Genomic DNA, 25,565 nt, shown 5'->3' on the forward strand with positions numbered 1-25,565 from the left:
GGGATGGTTACGAAACCAACAGGTTTCGGCGACATCGCGGGGTGGCCGCACCGGCCATTTCGATAAGGGCCTACCGCGTGTCGACACCGCCCCTGATCGCGATCGTGGATGATGATGAAGCCGTTCGTGAGGCGCTGTCGGACCTGCTGCTGGTCGAAGCCTATGCCGCGGAGACATTCAGAGGTGCGATCGATTTCCTGAACGACCCGGCGCCAGACCGTTTCGCCTGCCTGATCACCGATGTGAGGATGCCGGAGATGGACGGGATCGAGCTGGTGCGACGCCTGCGACAGCGCGGATCGACGCTGCCGGTCATCGTCATCACGTCGCTGCAGGACGAGGCAGCGCGCGCGCGGGCAATGGCGGCCGGCGCCACGGCCTGGTTCACCAAGCCCTTCTCCGACGATGCATTGTTCGTTTCGCTCCGCGCCGTGCTTCGGGGCACGGAGAAGCCGGGCGCCTCAACATGACTGAGTCCTATCGGTTCCTCATCGATGCCGTGCCCGCGGGGGCCGTCGATCCCGGCCGCGACCGGCTGCGCCAAGTCGATGGGGATGGCACCGCTTGGTGGGCGCTGGACATTTCGAAGGCGCATGCACTTATCGCCGCCGCCGATGATGGCGCCCGGCCGGTGGACTGGGCATCTGCACTGCTCGCCGCAGTGCGCATCGCCGATGCCGATCAGAATGCGATGCACGCGCTGGGGCCGATCGGCGCGCGCTGGCGGATGCTGGGCCAACCGGTAACTGCCTACTGGCCTTCCGAAGGCTGGCGCGATCTTGCCGAGCTGGTGGTCGCCGCCGTCGCTGGCCGGATGGCGTCGCGCCGCATTTCCACATCGCTGTTCGACGACGCGACGCTCACCGTCTCCGGCAATCCGGCACGACCCGACATGCTTGTCGCCTCGCTCGGCGGCTGTCCTGCGGACGATCGCTCCTTCTGGTCGGTGCGCGCATCGGAGCAGCGCTATCGCAGCCTGATTCACCATCTGCCCTGGGCGCTGCTGCAGGTCGATGCCACCGCGATGGCGCCGATCTTCGAGGCGCTGCGCTGCCGCGGCGTGACCGACATCGGCGCGTTCCTTGCCACCGCGCCCGAAGTCGCGCTTGAGTCGCGTGACATCGTGCGCGTGACGGATGCCAATCTGAAGGCGCTGCAGGTGCTGGGCGTTGCTTCGGTCGATCAGGTGATCGGTCCGGTCGACTTCGTCTTCGCCGCTTCGCCCGAAACCGCCAAGCGTGTGATCAAGGCGCATTTCGACGGTGAGCGCAGCTATACCGAGGTGATGAAGCTGCGGACGTTCGACGGTCGGTTACGGGACGTGGAACTGACCGTGACCTACCCGACCCCACCCGAGCGGCTCGACGTGTCGATGCTGAGCCTCGACGACATCACCGACCGGTTGCGCACCGAGGTGCAGTATCGGCAGCTCCAGGCGGATTATTCGCGCGCGGCGCGAATCTCGATGCTGGGCGAACTGGCAACCTCCATAGCGCATGAGGTCAACCAGCCGCTCGCGGCGATCGTCACCAATGCCGAAACCAGCCTGCGCTGGCTGGCGCGTGACGATCCTAATCTTGCCAAGGTGATGCAGTTGACCGCGCGCATCGCCGAAAGCGCGCGTCACGCCAGCGACATCGTGAAGCGGGTGCGGGCGATGGCAGCACCGCGCGCGCCCGAGCGCGAACCGCTGGAACTCAACATCGTCGTGTTCGAGGCGCTGGTGTTCGTGCGGCATGAACTGGAATCGCGCGCCATAGATCTGGCGATGCGCCTTGGCAGCGGCCTGCCGAACATATTCGGCGATCGCGTGCAATTGCAGCAGGTGATCGTCAACCTGATCCTCAACGCCGTTCAGGCAGTGGGGAAGAAGGGGCGGATCGACCTCAGCACCGCATTGGATCCGGCGGGTGGGGTGGCCTTTGCGATCCATGACAGCGGACCCGGCATCGCGCCTGAGCATCTCGATCGGATCTTCTCCAGCTTCTTCACCACCAAGGATGAGGGGATGGGCATCGGGCTGGCGATCTGCCAGTCGATCATCACCGCGCATGGCGGCGCGATCGGTGCTGCCAACCATCCCGATGGCGGCGCACGCTTCCGGTTCGTGCTGCCCGTCGCCTGATGCGTACCCTGACCTCAGGGAGAGGTTGCCTTGCCTTTCGTCGAACCTCGCATGGCTTCCGGTACAATGCCGCCGCCGAACGCTTTCGACGATGCTGCTCGTCGTCGCGGGGCAGCGCGCGCCTGCGGATATCTTAAGCAGAGGATAGGATGATGAAGATCGTCGTGATTGGCGGCACCGGCCTGATCGGGTCGAAGACCGTCGCGTTGCTCAGGGCCCGGGGGCATGAGGTGATTGCCGCCGCTCCCAACACCGGGGTCGACACGATCACCGGCGCGGGGCTCGCCGAGGCGCTGGAGGGCGCGGCGGTCGTCGTCGACGTCTCCAACTCGCCATCGTTTGAAGATGAGGCGGCGATGCGCTTCTTTCAGACTGCGGGGCAGAACATCGCGGCGGCAGAGCGGGCAGCGGGCGTTGGCCACCATGTCGCTTTATCGGTGGTCGGCACGGATCGGCTGCAGGACAGCGGCTACTTCCGCGCGAAGCTGGCGCAGGAAAAGCTGATCGCGGGCGCGGGCATTCCCTACACCCTGCTGCATGCCACCCAGTTCTTCGAGTTCGTGCGCGGCATCGCGGCCTCGGCCACCGAAGGCGATATCGTGCGCCTGCCGCATGCGCGGTTCCAGCCGATGGCGGCGCAGGATGTGGCGGCGGCGGTCGCGGAGGCCGCGCTGGCGGAGCCGGTGAACGGTATCGTCGAGGTGTCCGGTCCCGAACCCTTCTTTCTGGACGAACTCGTGGCCCGCACTCTCGCCTTCGACGAGGATCCGCGGCGAGTTGTCGCCGATCCGGCAGCGCCCTACTTCGGCGTACTGCTCGACGATGCATCGCTGATGCCGGCGCCAGGTGCACATGCAGGCGAAACCGGCTTCGATTGGTGGCTCGCCAATGTGCCGCCCCCGCAGCCCCGCGCCTGAGGGAGTATCGACGATGCTCAGACAGACTTGCCTGCTGCTCGCCGGCCTTCTCGGCACATTGTCGGTGGTCAACGGCATCTTCATGCTGATCGCCCCTGCGGACTGGTATTTTGCGGTGCCCGGTGTGACCACCACCGGCCCGTTCAACCAGCACTTCATCCGCGACATCGGCATCATCTTCATGTTTCTCGGCGCGGCCTTCCTTGCCGGCATCGTTAGGCCTGCGGCGCGCGTCGTGCTGTGGGGCGGCGCGACCTTGTGGCTTTGCGCGCACGCGCTGTTTCACTTCTGGGAGGTCGCGGTCGGGATCTGCGGTGCCTCCGCGCTTGCCCGCGATTTCCCGGCGGTCACCTTGCCCGCACTGATCGGGATCCTGCTGACCTGTTGGGCCGTCGGTGAACGGAGAGCGGCCGGATCATACTGAAAGGGGTTGGTATGGGCGGCTCGTTCACGGGCGGTCCATGGTGCCGCATGCACTGCCCGTCGCGAACGGTGTGTCCTTCCCGGCGGGCGCTTGCCAATCCCGGGGCGATCGGACATGCACCGGTCGCGAAGGGTGATTGATGGTCGATACGCGGGATTGGGCAACGGACGGGGCGGCGGCACGCCCGACATCGAATGAGAGCAGTATCCCCCCAGGGATCGAACCGGGCGCGCCCGCCTGGGCGCGGGCGCCGCGGCGACGCTCTCCGTTGGCGCTGGTGATGGATCGCACCGCGGTACTGTTCGTCGGCATCGCAGTGGGTGTCACGATCGGCTTCGCGTTCGGCGAACATGGCGGAACGCCGGCGCCCGCCGCGGTCCTCCCGCCCGTCGCGACGCCGTCTCCCGCCATCGGCGCACAGGCGCAGCCCACCGCGCCGCAGATCGCAATCGACCGGGTCAGCCCCGCGGTCGCGCGCTCCGCCGCTGCCGGACGGCCGGTGAAGATCGGCGTATTCGGCGACAGCTTCGGCGTCGGCCTGACGCAGGGGCTTTACCTGCAGTTCAAGGGCGACAAGGGCTATGAGGTGGAAGGGTTCGCCAGGCAGGCGACCGGATTCACTCGTTACGCCAAGCTCAACCTCCTTGACGACATCCGCAGCAAAATCGATGCCGAGCCGGTGGATGTCGCGGTGATCTCGTTCGGCGCGAACGACACGTTCGACATCTATGCCGATGGCGTAGCCGCCAAATATATGACCCCCGAATGGCAGAAGATCGTCGGTGATCGCGCAGAGGCGATCGTCAAACTGCTCAAGGATCGCGGCATCGCGGTCTACTGGGTCGGGCTGCCCAAGATGCGCGAGCCGGATTTCGAGGCGAAGGTCGCGCAGATGAACGCCTTTTATGCCGCGCGCATGCAGGCGCTAGGCGTGCCCTTCATCGACACGGTGCCGCTGAGTGTCGATGGCAATGGGCAATATACTGCACATCTGACCGACCCCAAAACCGGCAAGAGCGAACTGGCCCGTGCCAATGACGGAATTCATATGGCAACGGGGCATGCCTATTCGCTGCTGACCAACAGCCTGACGACGCGCATCCGCAAGAGCGTCGATATCGCGCGGACCGAAGCGGGCCGTCCGGCCCCCGCTGCGGATCCCGTCGAGGAGCGCACCAACTGATGCGGCAGATCGCAACAATAGCCGCCGCGATCATCGCGGCGGCGGCATCGGTGACTCCGGTCGCGGCGCAGGAAACGGCCGAAGCAGCGGCGCAGGCGGCGGCGCGCGATTGCGGCCCGCGCCTGTGCTATGCGCGCAACCTCGAACCCTTCCTCGCCGCGCTGGACGATGCGCGCAGCAAAGGGCGCCGGCCCGTCCACATCATGCAGGTGGGCGACAGCCACACCGCCGGCGACATGATCTCCAATGGCTGGCGCGTGCCGATGCAGGCGCGCTTCGGTTTCGGCGGGCGCGGCATGCTGGCGCCGGGCCGGCCCTATCCGGGGGTGATCACCTTCGGCGTCACCCAGACGATGTCGGCGGGATGGACGGTCAACGCCAATTTCGGCAGGGGCTGGAACAGCGCGGGTGCGCCGATCGGCATCGCCGGCTTCTCGCTTACCGCCGTCGGCGGCGACGAGCGTATGGGGGTGACCAGCGATACGCCCGACCAGAACTTCGATCGGGTCACTGTGTGCGGTGTCCGTCGCGCGGGCGGCGGCAGTGCGATCATCCAGCTGGGTGCCAAGACCGAACGGCTCGACCTGTCGGGCAGCCAGGGCGGTGCCGCCTGCAAGACGGTGGACAGCGACTGGCGCCAGTCAGCAGCCCAACTCACCACCGAGGGCAATGGCGTCGTCACCATCACCTCCTTTGCCACCTTCATGCGCAAGGGCGGGGTGGTCGTCTCCAATCTCGGCGTCAGCGGGTCGCAGCTCACCCATCTCGGCCGCGAGGACGACCGCGTCGTCGCCGACGAGCTGGCCGAGTACAAGCCCGATCTGATCGTACTCGCCTTCGGCACCAATGAGGGGTTCTCGCAGGCGCTGACACCGGCGGTGTTCGAGGTCGACCTGCGCGCGCAGGTGCGGCGCCTGCGCCGGCTGGCCGGACGCGACGTGCCGATCCTGCTGATCGGTGCGCCCGATGCCGGGACCAGCAATGTCGCGCTCGCGCGCAATTATGGCAGCCCCGTCGCCTGCCCGGGCGATCCCGGCTGGTACACCCCGACGCTCCTTTCCGCGATCCGCGAACGCCAGCGTATCGTCGCGCGTGACCTGAAGCTCGGCTTCTGGGATTGGAACGCGGCGATGGGCGGCGCATGCTCGGCATCGACCTGGCGCAACGCTGATCCGCCGCTGGTGCGTGGCGACCATGTTCACTTCACTCGCGCCGGTGGCGGCCGCATCGGATCGATGATCTTCTCGGATCTCGATGCCGCCTATGCGCGCTTCGCCGCATCGCGTCCGCGGTAACGGCAGGCGAGGGGGCGGGGGTGCTGTTTCCAACGGCCAGCTTCGGGCTGTTCTTTCTGGGCGTGTTCGCGCTCGGCTGGAGCACGCGGCGTTCGCTCGAATGGCACAAGATCGTGCTGCTCGTGGCGAGCTGGATCTTTTACGGTGCATGGGACTGGCGCTTCGTCGCTCTGCTCATCGCCAGCGGCTTCCTCAACTGGGGCGCCGCGCGGCTGATCCTGCATTTCGATGCGGAGGAACGGGGGCGCCGGCTGGTACTGATCGCGGGCGTCGTCGCCAATCTCTGCATCCTCGGCTGGTTCAAATATTATGGCTTCTTCATGGAGCAGTTCGTCGAGCTGCTTCATGGCCTCGGCTGGCAGCGGGACGTCACCATCATGCAGGTGGTGCTGCCCGTCGGCATCTCCTTCTTCACCTTCCAGGGCATGAGCTACCTGATCGACATCTACCGGCGCGAGACGCAGCCGGCGCGATTGCTCGACATGGTGCTGCTGATGTCGTTCTTCCCGCACCTCGTCGCCGGGCCGATCGTGCGCGCCTCGCACCTCGTGCCGCAGCTGGAGGCGGGGCCGAAGCTCGATCGCGGCATGGCAACGATGGGCTTCCTGCTGATCGTCTGGGGCCTGTTCAAGAAGTCGATCATCGCCTCCTACCTCGCCACCGAGTTCGTCGATCCGATCTTCTTTGATCCGGCGGCGCATGGCAGCCTCGACCTGATTCTCGCATCCTACGGCTATGCCGTTCAGATTTATTGCGATTTCTCGGCCTACAGCGATATGGCGATCGGCCTCGCGGCGCTGCTCGGCTATCGCTTCCCGACCAACTTCGACCAGCCCTATCGCGCCGCCTCGCTGCAGGATTTCTGGCGGCGCTGGCATATCAGCCTGTCGAGCTGGCTGCGCGACTATCTCTATATTGCCCTCGGCGGCAGCCGGCATGGTCCGGCGCGGCTCTATCTCGCGCTGATGACGACGATGCTGCTCGGCGGCCTGTGGCATGGCGCGAGCTGGAACTTCGTGATCTGGGGCGCGATCCATGGCGGCGTGCTGGTGCTCGAACGGCTCTGGCGCCAGCATCGCTCGGAAGGCTGGCCCCTGCTGCCGACCGCGCTTGGGATCTTCATCACCTTCCACATCGTCACGCTCGCCTGGATCTTCTTCCGCTCGGCAAGCTTCGATGCCGCGAGCGCCTATCTGGCCGGTATCGCCGCGCTCGATTTCAGCCGCGGCACGACAGTGGCGCCGCTTGGCCTGGTGCTGATCCTGTTCGGCCTCGCGCTGCATGCCTTCCCGCCGACATTGATCCAGCGGGTCGCGCTGGTGATGCGGCGCTGGTCGCCGCTGATGCTGGGGCTGGCGATCGGCGCGACCATCCTGGTGGTGGATTCGATGCGGCCCGAGGGCGTCGAGCCCTTCATCTATTACCAATTCTGAGGAAGGAGCGCGGTATGCCACACAGCGAATTCGCCTCGCCTGTCGATCTGCCGGTCGATGAGGACGAGCGCGGGACGCTTCGTCCGCTAGGCTGGACCGCGACAGTGATCGTGACGGCAGCGGCGCTGCTTGCGCTGTTCAACGCCACCGCCTTGCGCGGATGGGCGCAGGATCTGCCGCCAGGCCCGGTGACCGAGCGCATCGTGGCGGCGGCAGAAGGCTGGTATGCGCTGACCGACCGGATCGGGCTGACCGCGCCCGGCAAAACGATCCGCGCTGCCTATGACGGGGTCAAGGCCGCGCGGTTCGGTGATCAGGATGGGAAGAAGCCGGAAGGGGCCGACGTCGCCGGCTGAGCGCCGGAGCGGCCGCCAATCGGCCGATCAATGATAGAAGGCGTGGTCGCCGATCGTGGCGGCAAGCTTGCGGCCGGCATGAAAGGCCGATCGGGTGCGCGCCGCGTTGTAATAGATAGCGTTGCCGATCACGGATTCGCGCATCGCGTTGCGCGCTTCGATCGAAACATCCATCGCCGTGCGCCACATGCGATCGTTGCGCGACGGGTTGTAGGTGTTGGTGTTGAAGAATTGGCCGGCCTGATGAACCACGCCGCACACGGTCTTCGGGAACTTCGGCGAACGCAAACGGTTCATGATGAGCTGGGCGACGGCAAGCTGACCATCGCGCGGCTGGTTTGCAGCCTCATGGCGAACGACCTTGGCCATGCAGACCAGTTCGGGATCGGCTTCGTTGACCTGAAGGGCCGGCTCGGCACCGGCATCGGCCACGGTGGTGTCCGTGGCAATCATCGCGGGCTGCGACTCAGCCGTGGCAGGCGCGATCTGGATCGGTGCTTCGGCACCGACCACCGCTGCAGGCTTGGGTTCGACCAGGCTGCTGGCGGCGAGGCTGTACGTCTCGGGCACGGCCATGGAGGCCACCGCGGCGACGGACAGAGTAGCAATCAAAAATGTCTTGCGTCCGGCGGACATCAAGAGCCCCATCACATGCGCAAGAAGTGTGGACCGCGCCAAACTCTAAAAACACTGGCGGTACACAGGCTTCCCACGTCTTCCCACGGGCGCGCGCAAACGCGTCGAAACGCAATCTGGTGATGCCCCCGGGCAAACGACCTGCCGCCGATGGCCGCGCGTGCGATATGTTGCAACCGCGTTACGACCAGTTGTTGGGCGAACCCGGTGAACGGAGGAGGTTTTTGGGGTGCGCTGTGGTGCAAATCACCGCGAAGCCATGGCTCAGTCTGCCCCGCGATCCTTCGCGATCTTGGCTTCTATCAGCGCCCGGCCCTCGTCGGTCAGAACATGATGGCCCCTCGAAACGGTTCGGACCAGCGCTCTCGATGTCAGCGAATTGCCGCGGGACGGTGACAATGCATTGTCCACCAACTCCTCCCATTTTCGCTCATTCGGGCGGTGCGCGGCTTGCATCCGGTCACCCGCTGTCAACGGGAAGCTCTCGTCCAGAACGCGCTTCAGTTCGCCGTTTGTCCACTCCGCACCGTCGGTCATCACATAAAGGATCGCCAACTGGATTTCTGACTCGGTCGTCCGGTGTTCCGGCGCATCGGATGGATGATCGCCCTCATCGCCGGACCTATCGAACAGGTCGACGGCGACGCGGCGTTTCGTTGGTCGATGAGGCGTTCTCCGGCCGTTCTCGAAGATATATGCGTCGGGATTCTGATCCGTCACGAACGGAAAGTCAGCCCTGCTTCCAGGATCCGGGCTCGCTGCGGGCGCTTCATCCGCAGGAAGCACATCCTTGGCCTCGTCTACCGCGCGCTCCTCTACAGTCGCGGATTGCTCGTCGCTGTCGCTGGATCGCGAGCGCCAGCGCCGATGCTCCGTGTGGCGGCTCGTCCACCCTTCTTCGGCACCCATCGGCTCGATGCCGCGCGTTTCGAGCAGCATGAGCAGTTCGTCGAGCACGGCGCTTCGTTCCCGGACGAAGCGTGAGGCAAAGCAGCGCCAGACTTCCCAGCCAGCCCGTTCCAGCAGGCGTTGGCGCTCCATGTCGCGCGACCACATGTCAGGACCGTGGAACCGATCGCCGTCGCATTCGATGGCGAGGCGTCGATCATTCTCACCCTCCACGACCAGGTCGATCCGGAAGTTGCCGACGCGGACCTGTGTATCGACGTGAAAGCCGCGCGCCACGAGCAGATCGAACATCTCCCGCTCGAAGTCGGATTCGCACCGTTCGCGGCGGCTGCCGGTGCCGGCCGCCTCGTTGGCGAAGGGCGCCCGGAAATGTTCGATCAGCGCGCGCCGCAGCTTATCAGCGGGCTTGAGATCGCCAAGGTCTACCGACCGCACGAGGATCATGCGGTTGCGCGCGCGCGATGCCGCGACGTTGAACCGCTGATCATAAGCGGAGCCGGACAAGGCGATGTCACCCCGCTGGGCGACGAGCGACACGAACATGATGTCGCGCTCATCGCCCTGAAAGGCGGTCGGGTCACCGACGCGGATGTCGTGCCGTTCGATGATCTCGGTGCCGATTTCGTCTTGGATCTTGTCGTAGATATGTTTGGCTTGCTCCTGCCCAAGGAGCGTCGTGACGCCGACAGTGCGCTTCGCCATGGCGGGATCGTCGGCGATCTTCCGGATTTCCGACACGATGCAGTCGGCTTCCGGCCGGTTTTGTTTTCCGTTGCGATAGCCGTCCTCCACGAGAATATCGATCAGCGGTGGGTCGAGGCGTTCGGACGCACGAGGCAGCCGCAGCGGCATCAGTTCATGGGCGTAGAACTGGGCTTTCGAGAATTCGATGATCGGTGCGACGCAGCGAAAGTGCTCCTTGAGCATCAGCCGTCCGCCGGCGAATACGACCTGTCCAAGATCGTAAAGCGAGTTCTCCTGGCGCAACTGCCGCCGATAGTCCGGCACCTGATCATCTAGGTGACGGTGGGCGAGGGTGTCGGCGCGCTCTTGGTCGAGGCCGACATGCTCTGGGCTGACCTGCTTGTCGTCGCCGACGATCAGGATCTGCTCCGCGCGCATCAGCGCGGGCAGCGCTGCGAGCGTCGACTGCGACGCCTCGTCGACGATCACCAGATCGAACAGGCCGAAATCGGACGGCAGCGATTCCGAAACGCGATAATGCGGCATGATCCAGCAGGGCAGTGCGCCTTTCGCCCGGTCGGATGCGTCGCGCGCATCGCGCCGGTGTCGTGCCGCACTCTTGCCGGTGCCGCGGCCGATGCGCCGGACGGCAGTGGCATAGGCCGCGAGGGCGGCGCGCACCTTGTCGGTCGCACGATTGCTGAGTTTCAGCCATGTCCGCTGTTCGATCGAGCGCTCGTAAGCCGTCTTCAGTAGCGTTTCGCTTTCCACGCGTTCGGTCGCCAGCCGATGTAGCCGGCCATGGCGGTCGATGCGCGACAGCCATCCGTCAAGCTGTCGCAGGCGCCAGCGGCGCGCCCAATCGCCCGGCGTCAACGGATCCTCGACCCCGTCGACCGCCTCGGTACGTAATTGCCGTGCCCAGGTCGGCGCCCCGGATTCCTCAATCAACCGCGTAACCCGCGCAACCGTTTCGAACGCCGAACCCAGCGCGAGTATCTCGGAGAGTTCATTGCGCAAGTCCGCCCAACGATGGCGGAAGTCGGATGTGGTGATCGACTGCGATCCAAGATCGGCTTGCAGGCAGCCCCTGAACCGTGCGCCGAGTTCTCCGCCCCCTTTTGCGAAAAGATCGACCATGGATCTGCGGACTTCCCCGGCTCGTTCGAGCCGTCGCCGCAGGGCATGGGTTTCGAGCATGTCGAGCAGTGCGGCGATCGCCTCGCTGCCGGCCTGAACCGGTTTCGACCAGCGCGGGGCGACGCTGGCGATGTCTTCAGCGACCCTATTCTCCAGCGCGATATGCTCCCGGATCGAGCCGAGCTGGTTCAGTTGGGCGAGCAGGGGGCGGACACCGATCAGGCCATCGACGTCGATGGGGCTGAGGCTGCTGTGTGCGGCTGCGTGGTTCCATGCGACCTTCAGCCGCTTGGCCTGTTGCTGGGCCGTCACGAACCGGCGCACATCCATCCAGTCTGCCGTCGTGCGCGGCTTTTCGCCGAGAATGCGGATGCTGGCGAGGCGCATCTTGAGCTGACCCGCGAACAGGCCGGCGACGAGACCGAGACCGGTGCCGCCGCCCGCAAGGTCAGCGATCGCGCCGATGAGCTTGTCATCGTCGATGGCGTCCGCCGGCAGTTCCACCGGGCGAGAGAGGAAGTAGCGGTTTTCCTCCAGCAGTGCCTCGGCCTCGGGCCGCTTCGCTTCGAGTGCGCAGATCGCTTCGTCGTCGGGAACACGGCGGAGCAGGCTGATCGTCTGCTCCGTCCAGAGATGCTCCGATGACGACAGCGCGTCTCGGCCGGCCTTGAGGCTGCGCGCCATCGCCAGCAGCGCGTCGGCGCGCGCGAAGGTTTCCGGACGGTGATCGACGAGCGCGACGATCTCGCCGGAAGCGATTTGTCGCTGCAGCGCTTCCATCTGTGCGAGATCGCGATGCGCATCGGTCATCGCATCGTCGTCGGGAAGGCCATCCGCCATCGGAAGGTCGATGCCAAGATAGGCCAGCCGTCTGCCCAATGCCTTCCGCGCGGCGCGGAGATCGACGATCTCCTGATCGGAGAAGCGCGGCGCAAATGCGGCCTGCTCGTCCATCGGATCGGTGAGCCAAGTCGCCAGGTCCGGGTTTGCGATCAGGTCGCGTGCGGCGCGGAGCGGTTCGATCTGTTCCCCATCCAGCGTGATGCTTGTGATCGCCGTGCGGCCGATATCGTCCACCTCCTTGTCGATCCGGGCCAATGTGCGGTGGAGATTGTCAATCTGGGTGTCGAGCGCCTCGATCTCGCTGGTCAGTTCGCTGCGCTTGATGCGCTGCAGGCGATCCGCGATAATTTCCACGGATTCCTGAAATTGCTTCAGGCCATCGCGGTCGCTGTCGAGCAGGCTGACTGCCAGTGGTCGGACGGCAGGCGGCAACTGATCCCGCAGGACCTTAAGAGCCGGCGCCTTCTGGGACGTGACCAGAACGCGCTTTCCCAGTGCCAGATAATGGCTGACGATATTGGCAATGGTGTGCGTCTTGCCGGTGCCGGGAGGCCCCTGAACAACCACGCCCGGCCTCACCGCGAGCCGCTGGACGACCTCGACCTGCTCACGATTGAACGGCTTGGGAAAGAACAGATCCTCGCCGCCGCCGTCGGACGAAGTGATGCCGGGAATCGTCGAGATTCCCCGGTATGAAGGATAGTCCTCCTCATTGGGCGCGCTTGCCGGTTCGGTCAGCAACGCGAGCAACGCACCCGGCAATTGAAGGTCGGGCTCCGTGGCGAGGGCCTGATCGCGGAAGCGATCGAGATCGTCCATCAATTGCGAGGCGCGGCGTTCCCGCTGAAAGAACATGAAGGTCTCGTGGACCTCAAGCATCTGGACGGCTTTGGGCAAGCCGGATGCTGTCGCATCATCGAGCGGTTGATAGCGGCCATCGGGATCAAGCAGCGCGGCAGCCTGGCGCAGGATCGCTTCGTAACTCTCCGGGGCGAAGGGAGACAGCGGCTCATCTTCCAGTTCGGCAAGATGAAGCTTTGCATTGGCTCTCCACTCATCGACCGACCGGAGTGCCATACGGTCGAGCGTTTCCGCCTCCACGGCCGGCGTCGCTTCCATGCGCGGGCGGACTTCGATGGCGTGGGTCAAAGGGTCGAGGGCGATCTCAGTCGCCATCGTCAGCAAAGGATAACGCAAGGTCTGGCCGTCACGGTCCAGCGTCGCCAGGCCGATGCCACATACAAGTTCGCTCGGTGTATCGACCGCGATCTCCAGTGACTGCCGAAGCAGGAACAACGCGTTGTACAGCTTGATCGTAAGCCGCCGAGGCCGTTCCTGCTCGGCCCATAATGTCCACGGACCGGCGATGTAGCCGTCCAGCGCAGAGCGAAGTTCCTCGGCATCGGGATAATCGTCGATCCGAACGGACGGGGCCGTTTCATCCACGACGGACAAGCCGGCGTCGATCAACGCTCGCGTTGCAACCTCGCCCATCAGCCGCGGCGGCTGCGCGGGATCATCCTGCAGCCTCAGCCAGCAGCGCAGGCCAATGCTCTCGGGAACCGGCGGCGCCTGCTTGGTCAACCGTTCGACGTGAAGCCAGATGACGTCATCGTCGACCAGACGATTCAGCGTCACGCCGGGCAGGTCGAGTTCGTCTTTAGCGTAAAGAAAGCCGTTGTGCCGCGTAACATCGAGCACCGTTTTCAGCTTGTCCCGCTCGGTCGCCTCGACATAGGCGATCAAGTCGAGAAGTCGATCACGCTGCACGCTCATCATTATGCCCCGGCTCTCCGGCACGGCCGAGCGCGCACCGTTCTCTATTCGTCCCCGATCGATGTCTAGACGATGAGCAACGGGAGGCAATAGTGCGCGGGCGTAGCCGTCACGCGCGGATCACCGCACGATCTTCGCCAACCCCCGCGACAATTGCAGCGCGCCGCTCAGCCGCGCCGCCGGATCGTTCCACGCACGGGTGATCACCAGCTTGCTGTCCGGCCGCAATTTGGCCGTGTCCTTCAGCCGCTGCACATAGGCGATGAGGCCGGGCAGGTCGGGGAACTGGTCCTCGAAGAAGCTGACCAGCGCGCCGCGGGGCCCCACGTCGATCTTCGAGATGCGCGCGCGCTTGGCGTTGAGCTTGATCTCGATGAGCTTCAGCAGGTTCTGCGTCGCATCCGGCAGCTTGCCGAAGCGGTCGATCAGTTCGGCGGCGAACGCCTCGATCGCCTGGGCGTCGTCAAGTTCGTTGAGGCGTCGATAGAGACCCATGCGCAAGTCGAGATCCGGCACATAATCGTCAGGGATCATGATCGGCGCGTCGACGGTGATCTGTGGGCTGAAATCGGTCTTGCGCGTCTCGGCGGCGATGCCGCCGGCCTTGGCGTCGAGGATCGCCTCTTCCAGCATCGACTGGTAGAGTTCGAACCCGACCTCCTTGATATGGCCGGACTGTTCGTCGCCCAGCAGGTTGCCCGCGCCGCGAATGTCGAGATCGTGGCTGGCGAGCTGGAAGCCGGCGCCGAGGTTGTCGAGGTCCGACAGCACCTTGAGCCGCTTCTCCGCCGCCTCGGTCATCACCCGCTCGTGCGTCGTGAGATAGGCATAGGCGCGTGTTTTCGAGCGGCCGACGCGGCCGCGGAGCTGGTAGAGCTGGGCGAGGCCGAACCGGTCGGCGCGATGGATGATGAGGGTGTTCGCGCTCGGAATGTCGAGCCCACTCTCGACGATCGTCGTCGACAGCAGCACCTCGAACTGCTTGTCGTAGAAGGCGGACATCCGCTCTTCCACCATCGACGGTGCCATCTGGCCGTGCGCGACGACATAGCGGACCTCGGGCACCTCATCGCGGAGGAATTTCTCGATGTCCGGCAGGTCGGCGATGCGCGGGGTGACCACGAAGCTCTGCCCGCCGCGATAATGTTCGCGCAGCAGCGCCTCGCGCAGCACCACCGGATCCCAGGGCATCACATAGGTGCGCACCGCGAGGCGGTCGACCGGCGGCGTCTGGATCACCGAAAGCTCGCGCAATCCGCTCATCGCCATCTGCAATGTGCGCGGGATCGGCGTCGCGGTCAGCGTCAGCATATGGACGTCGGTCTTGAGCGCTTTCAGCCGTTCCTTGTGGGTGACGCCGAAACGCTGTTCCTCATCGACGATGACGAGCCCGAGCCGTTTGAACTCGATGCCCTTGGCGAGCACCGCATGGGTGCCGACGACGACGTCGATCGTGCCCGCGGCAAGCCCGTCCTTGGTGGCCTTCGCCTCGCTCGCGGTGACGAGGCGGGAAAGGCGGCCGATTTCGAGCGGGAAGCCCTGGAAGCGTTCGCGGAAATTGTTGAAATGCTGGCGCGCGAGCAATGTCGTCGGGCAGACCACCGCCACTTGCATTCCCGCCATCGCCGCGACGAAGGCGGCACGCAGCGCCACCTCGGTCTTGCCGAAGCCGACATCCCCGACGACCAGCCGGTCCATCGGCCGGCCCGCGCCGAGATCGCTGATCACATCGCCGATCGCGCGGTCCTGATCGTCGGTTTCCTGATAGGGGAAACGATCGACGAACGCCGGATAGCCGCCGCTGTCTGGCTCCGCCACTTCGGCCGGGCGCAGCGCGCGCTCGGCGGCGGTGGCGATCAGCTCGCCTGCGATCTCGCGGATGCGCTCGCGCATCTTTGCCTTGCGCGCCTGCCACGCGACGCCGCCCAGCTTGTCAAGCTGGACGCCGTCATTCTCGGCGCCGTAGCGGCTCAGAACCTCGAGATTCTCGACCGGCACATAGAGCTTGTCGCCGCCGGCATAGCTTAGCCACACGCAGTCATGCGGGCTTTTGCCGACCGGGATCGAGGTCAGCCCCTCATAGCGGCCGATGCCATGATCGGCATGGACCACGAGGTCGCCGGGGGAAAGCGTCGCCAGTTCGTTGAGGAAGGCGTCGGCGCTCTTCTTGCGCTTGGCGCGGCGGACGAGGCGGTCGCCGAGCATGTCCTGCTCGGTGAGCAGCGCAACGTCGGGCGCGGTAAAGCCATGGTCCAGCGGCAGCACGGTAAGCGCGGCGCGGCCCTGCGCGGCGGCTCCCAGCGCTTCCTGCCAGCTATCGGCAAGCGCGATATCCTTCAGACCATGGTCGAACAGCAGCCCCTGCAACCGTTCGCGCGAGCCGTTGGAATAGCTCGCCAGCACCAGCCGCTTGCCGTCGCGCTGCACGGCGCGGGCGTGCGCCGCCACCGCTTCGTAGATATTGGCGTTCTGCGCGCGCTCGGGCGCGAAATCGCGCGGCCCCTCGACATCGAACTCGACGACGCTTGCGCTTTCGGGCTCGTGGAAAGGGGAGGTGAGGTGAATCGGACGTTCGGCGATCGCCGCGTCCCAGTCCGCCCGGGCCAGATAGAGCGCGTCGGGCGCCAGCGGGCGATAGCTGCCGGGGTCGGAGGACTGCGCGCGGACGCGGTTGGCGTGATAGTCGGTGATCGCCTCGAAGCGCGCATCGGCGGCGCCGGCGACGCCGCTGTCGCGCAGGATCACCGCATCGTCGCCGAGATGGTCGAACAAGGTCTCGAGCCGCTCTTCGAGCAAGGGCAACCAATGCTCCATACCGGCGAGGCGGCGGCCTTCGCTGACTGCCTGGTAGAGCGGATCGCCGGTCGCGGTGGCGCCGAAGCGTTCGCGGTAACGGCTGCGGAAGCGCTTGACGCTGTCCTCGTCAAGCAAGGCTTCGGAGGCTGGCAGCAGGGTGAAGCCGTCCACGCGGTCGACGGTGCGCTGGTCGGCAGGATCGAAGCGGCGCACGCTCTCGATCTCGTCCCCGAAGAAGTCGAGGCGCAGCGCGAGTTCTTCGCCGGCCGGATAGAGGTCGACAAGTCCGCCGCGTACCGCGAACTCGCCGGCATCCGCCACCGTATCCGTGCGGACATAACCATTGGCCTGCAGCAAGGTGGCGAGCCGGTCGCGGTCGATGCGCTCGCCGGGCGCCAGCCGAGCGGTAAGCTGGCGGACGCGGAACGGCGTCAAGGTACGCTGCGTCGCCGCGTTGAGTGTGGTGATGACGAGCTGCGGCCCCCTCGGCTTGCGCTGGAGCGCGTGCAACGTCGCGAGGCGCCCGGACGTCGAGCGCAGCGAGGGGGAGGCCCGGTCATAGGGCAGGCAGTCCCACGCCGGGAAAACCAGCACCTCAAGCTCCGGTGCAAAATAATGCACAGCCTCGGCAACCGCGCGCATCGCGACATCGTCGGACGCGATCAGCACTGCCCGCGTCGGCGCGGCGCGGGCGATGTCGGCCGCGAGCCAGGGCAGGAAGCCGGCAGGCACGCCGGCAAGGGTCAGCGGCCGGGCGGCGGAGAGGATGGTCTTGAGGTTGGGCATGGACTCACTTTCCTCCCTGGAACGGGGAGGGGGACCGCCGGCGAAGCCGGTGGTGGAGGGGACGGCGCCGGAGCATACGCGCGATCATGGGGGCGAGCGGAACAGGCGAAGGTGGCGCGGGGGTCTTCGGCGCAATCCCCTCCACCATGCGCTCGCGCGCATGGTCCCCCTCCCCGTGCCGGGGAGGAGAGGTGGGTGCACTCACTCGTTCACCTCGATGAAGTCCAGCTTCTGCAGACGCTCCATCATCGGTCCGGACCAGTTCGCCGGCACCGGCTGCACCTTCATCGCCCAGGCCATGATATCCACGTCCTGCTCCTCCAGCAGCGCCTCGAACCACTGCATCTCGCCTTCGGACCAGCCATGGTGGGCATGGTCGAAATAGCCGCCGATCATCATGTCGGCTTCGCGGGTGCCGCGGTGCCAGGCGCGGAAGCGCAGGCGCTTGAGGCGAATCTCGCGGTCCATGGGTCTCCAATACAAGAAAGGCCGGCGGACGCTGGAAGCGTCTGTCGGCTGAGCTATATGGGCGCAGATAAGCATGCGTCCCGATATTCTCAATCCGCTGTTCGCCGAGGTCACCGCTCTGAAGGGAGTGGGACCGGCGCTTGCCCGGCCGCTGGAACGGCTGGGGCTGGCGCGTGCGGTGGATGTTGCCTTCCACTTGCCCACCGGACTGGTCGAGCGCACGCGCGTCCATGGCCTCGCCATGGCCGATGTCGGGCGAATCATCAGCATCGTGCTGACCCCGTTCGATTATCGGCAGAGCGGCGGGCGGGGACCGTTCCGCGTGTTCGCGCGCGATGCCGGCGGCGATGTCGTCAGCCTCGTCTTCTTCGGCGGCGGTTCGGGCTGGGCGAGGAAGCTGCTGCCAGTGGAGGAGCCGCGGCTCGTTTCGGGCAAACTCGAATCCTATGGCGAGCATCTCCAGATCGTCCATCCCGATCATGTCCTGGCGCTGGACGAGATGCTGCCGGAGCGCGAGCCGGTCTATCCGCTGTCCGATGGGCTGACCGGCAAGCGCATGGTGCAGCTTGCCGAAGCGGCGCTGACCCGCGCCCCCGAACTGCCCGAATGGATCGAAACCGGCCTGAAGGAGCGCCGCAACTGGCCGGACTGGCGCGAGGCGCTGGGGCGCGCGCACGCCGATCCGATGGATTCGGTGGCGCGTGACCGGCTCGCCTATGATGAGATCTTTGCCAACCAGCTCGCGCTGATGCTGGTGCGCGCCTCCACTCGCAAGCGGCGTGGGCTGCCATTGAGGGGTGATGGCCGGCTGCGGGACGCGCTGCGGCTGCCCTATGCCGCGACCGGTGCGCAGACCCGCGCGATCGGGGAGATCGAGGGCGACATGCAGCAGCAGACGCCGATGGTACGGCTGCTGCAGGGCGATGTCGGCTCGGGCAAGACGTTGGTCGCGCTGGTGGCGCTGCTGGTCACGGTGGAGGCGGGGGCGCAGGGCGCCTTGCTCGCGCCCACCGAGATCCTCGCGCGGCAGCATTTCGATACGCTGCGCGAGATGCTCGCCGGCGTGCCGGTCAACCTCGCCATCCTCACCGGGCGCGACAAGGGCAGGGCACGCGAATCGACGTTGATGGGGCTGGCGGACGGATCGATCGACATCCTCGTCGGCACCCATGCGATCTTCCAGGAACAGGTCAACTACAAGCGCCTCGGCCTCGCCGTGATCGACGAGCAGCACCGCTTCGGCGTGGCGCAGCGGCTTATGCTTACCGCCAAGGCCGAACATCCGCCCCACCTGCTGGTAATGACCGCGACGCCGATTCCACGCACGCTGACATTGACCCAATATGGCGAGATGGATGTCAGCCGGCTCGACGAAATGCCGCCGGGTCGGCAGCCGGTGGAAACGCGGGTGATGAGCGTGCAGCGCCTGGTCGAGATCGTCGATGCGCTCGATCGACACATCACGGGCGGCGGGCAGGCTTATTGGGTGTGTCCGCTGGTCGAGGAAAGCGCCAACAGCGACATGGCCGCGGCGGAGGATCGCGCCGCAACCTTGCGCGCGCGCTTTGGCGACCGCATCGGCCTCGTCCACGGCCGAATGAAGGGGCCGGAAAAGGACAAGGTGATGGACGCCTTCCAGCGCGGCGAATTGTCCGTGCTGGTCGCAACGACGGTGATCGAAGTCGGCGTCAACGTGCCCAACTCTACCTTGATGGTGGTCGAGGGCGCCGATCGTTTCGGCCTCGCCCAGCTTCACCAGTTGCGTGGGCGGGTGGGGCGCGGCAGCGGCAAGTCGACCTGCCTGCTGCTGCGCGGCGACGGGCTGAGCGAGACGGCGCGCGCGCGGCTGGCGCTGATGCGCGAGACCAATGACGGCTTCCGCATTGCCGAGGAGGATCTGCGGCTGCGCGGTGCCGGCGAGGTGCTGGGCACCAAGCAGTCGGGCGAGGCGCGATTCAAGCTGGCGACGCCCGAGCGGTTGGAGGCAATGCTGCCGATCGCGACCGACGATGCGCGGTTGCTGATCGATCGCGACGGCGGGCTGGAAGGACCGCGTGGACAGGCTGCGCGGGTGGCGCTTTACCTGTTTGAGCGGGAAGCGGGTGTTCAGCTTCTACGTTCGGGATAATGATATCTCCTAAGATATCCCAAATTATTGATGTTTTTACAGACCATACCCGATTAGGGGTCGCGTGCGGCACAAGACGGGGTGCGCCGTAACATCGCAGCGGGGGGATATGGCGGACAATCGATTGTCGGTGCCGATCATTGTGCTGGTCGGTCCGACCGGTGTGGGCAAGTCGACCCTTGGGCCTTATCTGGCGGAGGCGCTCGACATTCCTTTTTTTGATGTCGACCAGTCGCTGGTCCGCTTCCGACGCGCCGAACCCGGCACGGCCGCGGTCGCCCGGCGGCAGGCAGTGATCGACAAGCTGCTGTCGGGCGGCGCCGCGGTGATCGCGACGGGTTTCGAGGATTTCCTGCCCGACGTCGCCGGCGATCGCATCCGCCAACATGCGCTGTCCGTCTTCATCGAGGGGCAGGTCGCCGAGCGGCGCGGTTCAACCCAACTGATCTCGACGACGCCTGCGGCGCCGATGTCCGCCTTTCGAGCCGAGCCTGGAGAGGGTGGGGCAGCGGCCGGTGAGCGCATCGCCAAAACCCGTGCCTTCGCGCTGCCTTCGGATGTCTATCGTGCCGCCGACATCGTCGTCGACATCGGCAGCTTGCCTGTGCAGCTTTCCGCCTATTGTCTGATCCGCGCGGTGAAACGCCATCTGGGGCAGGGCGGCGACGCCGACAATTGGGTGCTGCCGCGGCTTGACTGGCGAGATGCCGAACCCTGGCATCGGCGCCAACGCCTGCCCGGCGAAGTGGGAATGGGCGATAATGTCATCGATCGGCTGTCGGGCGCCTTGCCGCACGGCCGGTTCGAACATGGCATCGCGCTGGCGGTGGTCTCGGCGCTGCTCGACTCGACCACCTATGCGGGGCGCTATCAGGCTTATCGCGCGCCCTGGCATTCGGAAGGCTGGCGCCTGATCCTACTTACGACCGATCGGGTCTCACCCACGATCGAGCTCTTCCTGTTCACCCACGGCACACTGCCCTGGCAAATGTCGGCCGTGCTGCACTTCGCCGACGGCCAGACCCGGCGGGAGGTCTGGCGCACCGAACATGTCGTCGCGCCCGACGCCGAGGTCGATCTTGCCGAGCAATTGCTGTGCTGGATCAATGGCGACGCGCCGGAGGATGCGCTCGGCCATTGCTGAGCAGGGTCGACAATGGGTTGGGTTGGCGCGGTGGTGCCTATGGCATGATCGCGTCGACTAGCACGGGGGCAATGACCAGCCGACGCAGCAGCCGCGCAACCTCCTCCGGCGTCCGTTCAGGCGCCTGATCCAGCCACCAGCCGAGCACTTCCACGGCGGCCGCGGTCTGGAAGCGGATGGTGAGTGCAGGGGGCAGGCCGCCGGCAAGATCGACCGGCGCCGCTTCCGCGAGTGCGATGGCCCGTGCAACGATCGCTGCGCGCACCGCGTCGCCCGCTCCGCAGAGCATTGCCCGGCATGCGTCGCGTCGCGCATCGACATAGGCCGCCAGCGCGACCATCGCGGCGTCGGGCGTGCCGGCGCGCAGCGCAGGGCCCACAATGGCGACAAGTTCGGCGATCATGGCGTCGGCGGCGTCGGTCAGCAGCGCGGCGGTATCCGCATAATGCCGGAAGAAAGTGGCGTACCCCGCGCCCGCCTCCGCCACCACCATGGCCGCAGTGATCTCCGTGAACGGATGGTGGGCAAGCAGCGCGATCAGTGCGTCGCGCAAGGCGGCGCGGGTTCGAACCACTCTGGCGTCACGGGTTCGGCGGCTGCTTGCATCCACGATCGAATACCTTAATTATGATCCATCACTGCTCATAAATGGAGGCCGGGATGATGGACGCAACCCTCTCTCATGGTCGATGCCCAGCAGCAAATGACGATGATCGCAAGAGCGCTGCGATCGCCGCCGATGGCCTGACGAAAACGCACCGCACCATCGCCGGCTATGATGCGGCGCGCGCGGTGCTGCGCGATGATGGCGCGCGGCAGGCCGGCTTCATGGCCGAACTGCTTGAAAGGTTCGGCGGTGCGATGCGGCCGCCGATCCTGTTCCTCGAAGGCGCCGCACATCGGCGGCAGCGCAGCGCCACCGCGCGCTTCTTCGCGCCCAAGCTGGTCGCCACCCGGCACCGCGCGGTGATGGTGGATGCGAGCGACCGGCTGGTGGCGGCATTTCGGCGCGATGGTGCGGGCGATCTCGACGCGATGAGCCTTGATCTTGCGGTGACCGTTGCGGGGGAGATCGTGGGGCTGACCGACAGCGACCGCGCCGGTATGATCCGGCGGCTCGATGCGTTCCTGTCGGTGAGCGGCGGGGGTGGCGGTCGCGTTACCGCGTTCATCAATTTCCTGCTCGGCCAATGGCGGATGCTGCGCTTCCACCGTGCCGATGTGCTGCCTGCGATCCGTACCCGTCGAGCCGAACGACAGGATGATGTCATTTCGCACCTCATCGATGAGGGCTATGCCGAGCGCGAGATCCTCACCGAATGCGTCACTTATGGTGCGGCGGGCATGGTGACGACCCGCGAGTTCGTGACGATGGCGGGCTGGCACATGCTCGAGGATCCGGCGTTGCGCGCGCGCTTCCTCGAAGCGGACGAAGCCGGGCAGATCGCGTTGCTGGAGGAAATCCTGCGGCTGGAGCCGGTGGTGGGCACACTCTATCGCCGCATCCCCGGCGAGCCGGCAGCGACCGCACTCGATATTCGTGCGGCCAATGCCGATGAAGCGGCGATGGGCGCTTGCCCGCACCGGATCGATCCTGCGCGCGATCGGGCGCCGCGGGTATCCGCGGCTGGGCTGGCTTTCGGCGATGGCGCGCACCGTTGCCCGGGGGCGGGGGTGGCGATGCTTGAATCGGCTTTGTTCCTCGATCGTCTGCTGCGCGTGCCGGGGCTGCGCCTCGAACGGCCGCCGGCGATGCGATGGAATGCGCTGGTCACCGGATATGAACTCCGCGGTTGCCGCATTTCCTGTTGAGCCGGTTTCACAGCCGCGTCCAAACTGTGTAAGTCGCCGGCATGACACACGCCGCCTATCCCGCGCTCCGCCTTCGTCGCACCCGTGCCCATGGCTGGAGCCGCGCGATGGTGGCGGAGACCGTGCTGACCCCCGCGGACCTGATCTGGCCGCTGTTCGTAACCTCGGGCAGCGCGGTGGAGGAACCGATCGCGACCTTGCCGGGTGTCTCGCGCTGGTCGGTCGATCTGGCGGTCGAGCGCGCCCGCGAAGCGCGCGATCTCGGCATTCCCTGCCTCGCGCTCTTCCCCAACACGCCGCCCGAATTGCGCACCGAGGATGGCCGTGAGGCGCTGAACCCCGACAATCTGATGTGCCGCGCGATCCGTGCGATCAAGGATGCGGTGCCTGACATCGGCGTGCTGACCGATGTCGCGCTCGATCCCTATACCGCGCATGGCCATGACGGGCTTGTCGATGACGCGGGCTATGTACTCAATGATGTGACGTCCGAACTGCTGGTCGGCCAGGCGCTGACACAGGCCGCGGCGGGTGCCGACATCATCGCGCCTTCGGACATGATGGACGGGCGCGTTGGCGCGATCCGTGCCGCGCTGGAGGCGGGCGGCCACGTCAATGTCCAGATCATGGCCTATGCCGCCAAATATGCGAGCGCCTTCTATGGACCGTTCCGCGATGCGGTGGGCTCACGCGGGCTGCTGAAGGGCGACAAGAAGACTTACCAAATGGACCATGCCAATGCCGAGGAGGCGTTGCGTGAGGTCGCGCTCGATCTGGCGGAGGGCGCGGACACGGTGATGGTGAAGCCTGGCCTTCCCTATCTCGATATCGTCCGCCGTGTGAAGGAGCGGTTCGAGGTGCCGGTGTTCGCCTATCAGGTATCCGGCGAATATGCGATGATCGAGGCGGCGGTCGCGGCCGGTGCCGGGGAGCGCGATGCGCTCGTTCTGGAGACCTTGCTGGCCTTCAAGCGCGCGGGATGTTCCGGCGTGCTTACTTATCATGCGATGCATGCCGCGCGCCTGCTGGCGGGATGATCGATACCGAACGATTGATCTTGCGCCGCTGGCGCGACGCCGACCTGCCGGCCTTTCGCGCGCAGGATGCCGATCCGCGCGTGCGGCGGTTCATGGGGCCGCTGCTGACCGCTGAACAGTCTGACGCAGTGCGCGAACGCCACCGCGGCTATGAACGATCGCACGGGCTGGGCTTCTTCACGGTCGAACGGCGCGCGGATGGCGCGGTGATGGGCTTTTGCGGGCTGAAGCCGGGCGCGCCGGGTACGCCGATCGAGGGTGAAGTGGAGATCGGCTGGCTTTTCGGTGCCGACTATTGGGGCCAGGGCTATGCCTTGGAGGCCGCGCGCGCGGCGCTGGGCTGGGGGTGGGCGATGCTCGACGTGCCGTCGATCGCCGCGATCACCACCGCCGCCAACGCCGCCAGCCGGCAGGTGATGGACCGAATCGGCATGGTGCATGTGCCGGCGCACGATTTTGTCCATCCGCTGCTCGCCGGAGATGCGGCGCTGTGCGCGCATGTGACCTACCGGGTGGCGCGGCCGGCCTGATCGCAGCGGAAGGGACTATCATGGACGGTGTCAGCATCATCAGCTTCGGCGGCAAGACGCCGCGGATCCACGACAGCGCCTTCATCGCACCCGGCTGCCGGTTGATCGGCGATGTCGAGATCGGGCCGGACGTGAGCATCTGGTACAATTGCGTCCTGCGGGGGGACGTGAACAGCATCCGTGTCGGCGCGCGCACCAACATCCAGGACGGCAGCGTCGTCCATGTCGATTCGCCGACCGCGGAACATCCCGAAGGCGCGCCGACGATCATCGGTGAGGATGTACTGATCGGCCATATGGCGCTGATTCATGGCAGCGTTCTGCACGACCGGGCGTTTGTGGGGCTTGGCGCGATCGTGCTGGATTCGGTGATCGAGTCGGAAGGCATGATTGGCGCCGGCGCGATGCTGACCCCGGGCAAGACGATCGGGCCTCGCCAGCTGTGGCTCGGTCGCCCTGCCAAGCATATCCGTGACCTGGCCGACGCGGAACGCGCGGCGCATGCCGCGGGCGTAGCCAATTATGTGCGCAACGGCCGCGCGCATCGCGCAGCCATCGCTGGCGACGGATCGGCCGGTTAACGCTGCAATTGGCGCTGGAGCGCGGCGAGGCGGGTCGCCTGCGCCTCGACGATGCCGCTGATCTGGGCCTGGGCGGCGGCGATCTCGGTCGCGCCGCCGGCCGCATCGCGCGCGGCCATCGCGTTCAGCCGCTCGCTCAGCAGCGAATCGATCGCCACCATCGCGCCGACGCTCTTCTCGCGGGAGAATTCGACCGCGGCCACCGCCTGCTGTGCCTCGATCCACGCCTCGCTGCCAGCGGCGGCACCCGCGGCGCGCGCGATCCGCGGCTCCGCAGCCGAAGCAGCGCTGTTGAACGCGGCATCGCCCTGACGGGCATCGTCGACCAGCGCGGCGATCCGCTGCACCAGCGATGATTCGGCGGGTCCCGTGGGCGTGGGCGTCGGATCGGGGCGCGGGGCCTCGATCGGGCGGCGTGCCAACGAAGGCGTGCCCTGCGTCGCGCCGCCCGCACAAGCGCCCAGCGCCAGCATTACGAACAGGGGCAGGATAGGGGGGCGGCGGCTATTCATGGGCGAAGTCGATAAGCTTTGCGAACAATCGTCGCAACGGGCTTGCATCA

Annotated in this window: 22 protein-coding genes and 1 pseudogene; 16 read left to right on the forward strand and 7 right to left on the reverse strand. The window is 66.1% G+C overall.

Annotated elements, in window-relative coordinates; all coding sequences use genetic code 11:
* Window positions 1-77 precede the first annotated feature (77 nt).
* The 8 genes from FHS96_RS05675 to FHS96_RS05710 all read left to right on the forward strand — a co-directional run bounded on the left by FHS96_RS05675 (window position 78) and on the right by FHS96_RS05710 (window position 7,733).
* The gene (locus tag FHS96_RS05675; RefSeq protein ID WP_429588512.1) at window positions 78-470 is read left to right on the forward strand and encodes a response regulator transcription factor; all 393 of its coding nucleotides are present in this window, start codon (window positions 78-80) and stop codon (window positions 468-470) included.
* Complete coding sequence (locus tag FHS96_RS05680; RefSeq protein ID WP_429588513.1) at window positions 467-2,125, forward strand: sensor histidine kinase; 1,659 nt, start codon at window positions 467-469, stop codon at window positions 2,123-2,125. Before FHS96_RS05675 ends, FHS96_RS05680 begins: the two co-directional genes overlap by 4 nt.
* A gap of 152 nt (window positions 2,126-2,277) precedes the next feature.
* The gene (locus tag FHS96_RS05685; protein ID WP_429588514.1) at window positions 2,278-3,042 is read left to right on the forward strand and encodes an SDR family oxidoreductase; all 765 of its coding nucleotides are present in this window, start codon (window positions 2,278-2,280) and stop codon (window positions 3,040-3,042) included.
* Window positions 3,043-3,055: 13 nt separating this feature from the next.
* A complete protein-coding gene (locus FHS96_RS05690) occupies window positions 3,056-3,466 on the forward strand; it encodes a hypothetical protein (protein ID WP_429588515.1) in 411 nt (136 codons plus the stop codon).
* A 280-nt stretch (window positions 3,467-3,746) separates the two neighbouring features.
* Entirely contained in the window at window positions 3,747-4,649 is a 903-nt protein-coding gene (locus FHS96_RS05695) for an SGNH/GDSL hydrolase family protein (protein WP_429588516.1), read from the forward strand.
* Entirely contained in the window at window positions 4,649-5,944 is a 1,296-nt protein-coding gene (locus FHS96_RS05700) for a GDSL-type esterase/lipase family protein (RefSeq protein WP_429588517.1), read from the forward strand. Before FHS96_RS05695 ends, FHS96_RS05700 begins: the two co-directional genes overlap by 1 nt.
* Window positions 5,945-5,964: 20 nt before the next feature.
* Window positions 5,965-7,377 (forward strand): MBOAT family O-acyltransferase, encoded by a 1,413-nt coding sequence (locus FHS96_RS05705; RefSeq protein ID WP_429588518.1) that lies wholly within the window; start codon window positions 5,965-5,967, stop codon window positions 7,375-7,377.
* Window positions 7,378-7,391: 14 nt separating this feature from the next.
* The gene (locus tag FHS96_RS05710; protein WP_429588519.1) at window positions 7,392-7,733 is read left to right on the forward strand and encodes a hypothetical protein; all 342 of its coding nucleotides are present in this window, start codon (window positions 7,392-7,394) and stop codon (window positions 7,731-7,733) included.
* A 27-nt stretch (window positions 7,734-7,760) separates the two neighbouring features.
* On the opposite strand, the gene FHS96_RS05715 is transcribed toward FHS96_RS05710, so the two are convergent.
* The 3 genes and pseudogenes from FHS96_RS05715 to FHS96_RS05725 all read right to left on the reverse strand — a co-directional run.
* The gene (locus FHS96_RS05715) at window positions 7,761-8,369 is read right to left on the reverse strand and encodes a cell wall hydrolase (RefSeq protein WP_429588520.1); all 609 of its coding nucleotides are present in this window, start codon (window positions 8,367-8,369) and stop codon (window positions 7,761-7,763) included.
* A 264-nt stretch (window positions 8,370-8,633) separates the two neighbouring features.
* Entirely contained in the window at window positions 8,634-11,882 is a 3,249-nt protein-coding gene (locus FHS96_RS05720; RefSeq protein ID WP_429589633.1) for an AAA domain-containing protein, read from the reverse strand.
* Between the two features lie 546 nt (window positions 11,883-12,428).
* Window positions 12,429-12,824, reverse strand: a pseudogene (locus tag FHS96_RS05725) (AAA domain-containing protein); the annotation flags it as partial.
* Between FHS96_RS05725 and FHS96_RS05730 the strand changes: the two are divergent.
* Window positions 12,708-13,223, forward strand: a complete 516-nt coding sequence (locus FHS96_RS05730) for a hypothetical protein (RefSeq protein ID WP_429589719.1) — start codon at window positions 12,708-12,710, stop codon at window positions 13,221-13,223. The pseudogene FHS96_RS05725 and the gene FHS96_RS05730 overlap by 117 nt on opposite strands.
* 315 nt (window positions 13,224-13,538) lie before the next feature.
* On the forward strand, window positions 13,539-13,790 hold the full coding sequence (locus FHS96_RS05735; protein WP_429589721.1) for a hypothetical protein: 252 nt from the start codon (window positions 13,539-13,541) through the stop codon (window positions 13,788-13,790).
* Between the two features lie 51 nt (window positions 13,791-13,841).
* Here FHS96_RS05735 and mfd read toward each other — a convergent pair whose 3' ends face one another.
* Both mfd and FHS96_RS05745 read right to left on the reverse strand, forming a co-directional pair.
* Entirely contained in the window at window positions 13,842-17,303 is a 3,462-nt protein-coding gene (gene mfd, locus FHS96_RS05740; RefSeq protein WP_429588521.1) for a transcription-repair coupling factor, read from the reverse strand.
* Window positions 17,304-17,504: 201 nt separating this feature from the next.
* Window positions 17,505-17,771, reverse strand: coding sequence for an FAD assembly factor SdhE (locus FHS96_RS05745; protein WP_429588522.1), 267 nt, complete (start codon window positions 17,769-17,771; stop codon window positions 17,505-17,507).
* A gap of 73 nt (window positions 17,772-17,844) precedes the next feature.
* On the opposite strand from FHS96_RS05745, the gene recG reads away from it, so the two are divergent.
* Entirely contained in the window at window positions 17,845-19,899 is a 2,055-nt protein-coding gene (gene recG / locus FHS96_RS05750) for an ATP-dependent DNA helicase RecG (RefSeq protein WP_429588523.1), read from the forward strand.
* Window positions 19,900-20,008: 109 nt separating this feature from the next.
* The gene (locus FHS96_RS05755; protein WP_429588524.1) at window positions 20,009-21,043 is read left to right on the forward strand and encodes a shikimate kinase; all 1,035 of its coding nucleotides are present in this window, start codon (window positions 20,009-20,011) and stop codon (window positions 21,041-21,043) included.
* A gap of 37 nt (window positions 21,044-21,080) precedes the next feature.
* Here the strand turns inward: FHS96_RS05755 and FHS96_RS05760 are convergent, their stop codons facing one another.
* On the reverse strand, window positions 21,081-21,617 hold the full coding sequence (locus tag FHS96_RS05760; protein WP_429588525.1) for a TetR/AcrR family transcriptional regulator: 537 nt from the start codon (window positions 21,615-21,617) through the stop codon (window positions 21,081-21,083).
* An 86-nt stretch (window positions 21,618-21,703) separates the two neighbouring features.
* Between FHS96_RS05760 and FHS96_RS05765 the strand changes: the two genes are divergently transcribed.
* Genes FHS96_RS05765 through FHS96_RS05780 form a run of 4 tightly spaced genes read left to right on the forward strand, consistent with a single transcriptional unit; the run spans window position 21,704 to window position 25,003 of the window.
* Window positions 21,704-22,855 carry a cytochrome P450 gene (locus tag FHS96_RS05765; protein WP_429588526.1) on the forward strand — a complete coding sequence of 384 codons (1,152 nt, stop codon included), beginning with the start codon at window positions 21,704-21,706 and terminating at the stop codon, window positions 22,853-22,855.
* Window positions 22,856-22,896: 41 nt separating this feature from the next.
* Window positions 22,897-23,892 carry a porphobilinogen synthase gene (hemB, locus tag FHS96_RS05770; RefSeq protein ID WP_429588527.1) on the forward strand — a complete coding sequence of 332 codons (996 nt, stop codon included), beginning with the start codon at window positions 22,897-22,899 and terminating at the stop codon, window positions 23,890-23,892.
* Window positions 23,893-23,912: 20 nt separating this feature from the next.
* Window positions 23,913-24,422 carry a GNAT family N-acetyltransferase gene (locus FHS96_RS05775; protein WP_429588528.1) on the forward strand — a complete coding sequence of 170 codons (510 nt, stop codon included), beginning with the start codon at window positions 23,913-23,915 and terminating at the stop codon, window positions 24,420-24,422.
* A 20-nt stretch (window positions 24,423-24,442) separates the two neighbouring features.
* The gene (locus FHS96_RS05780) at window positions 24,443-25,003 is read left to right on the forward strand and encodes a gamma carbonic anhydrase family protein (RefSeq protein ID WP_429588529.1); all 561 of its coding nucleotides are present in this window, start codon (window positions 24,443-24,445) and stop codon (window positions 25,001-25,003) included.
* Here the strand turns inward: FHS96_RS05780 and FHS96_RS05785 are convergent.
* Window positions 25,000-25,515 carry a hypothetical protein gene (locus FHS96_RS05785; RefSeq protein ID WP_429588530.1) on the reverse strand — a complete coding sequence of 172 codons (516 nt, stop codon included), beginning with the start codon at window positions 25,513-25,515 and terminating at the stop codon, window positions 25,000-25,002. The genes FHS96_RS05780 and FHS96_RS05785 overlap by 4 nt on opposite strands.
* Window positions 25,516-25,565: the final 50 nt, after the last annotated feature.

This window comes from Sphingomonas zeicaulis, assembly GCF_050433225.1.
Classification (GTDB): Bacteria; Pseudomonadota; Alphaproteobacteria; order Sphingomonadales; family Sphingomonadaceae; genus Sphingomonas_D; species Sphingomonas_D zeicaulis.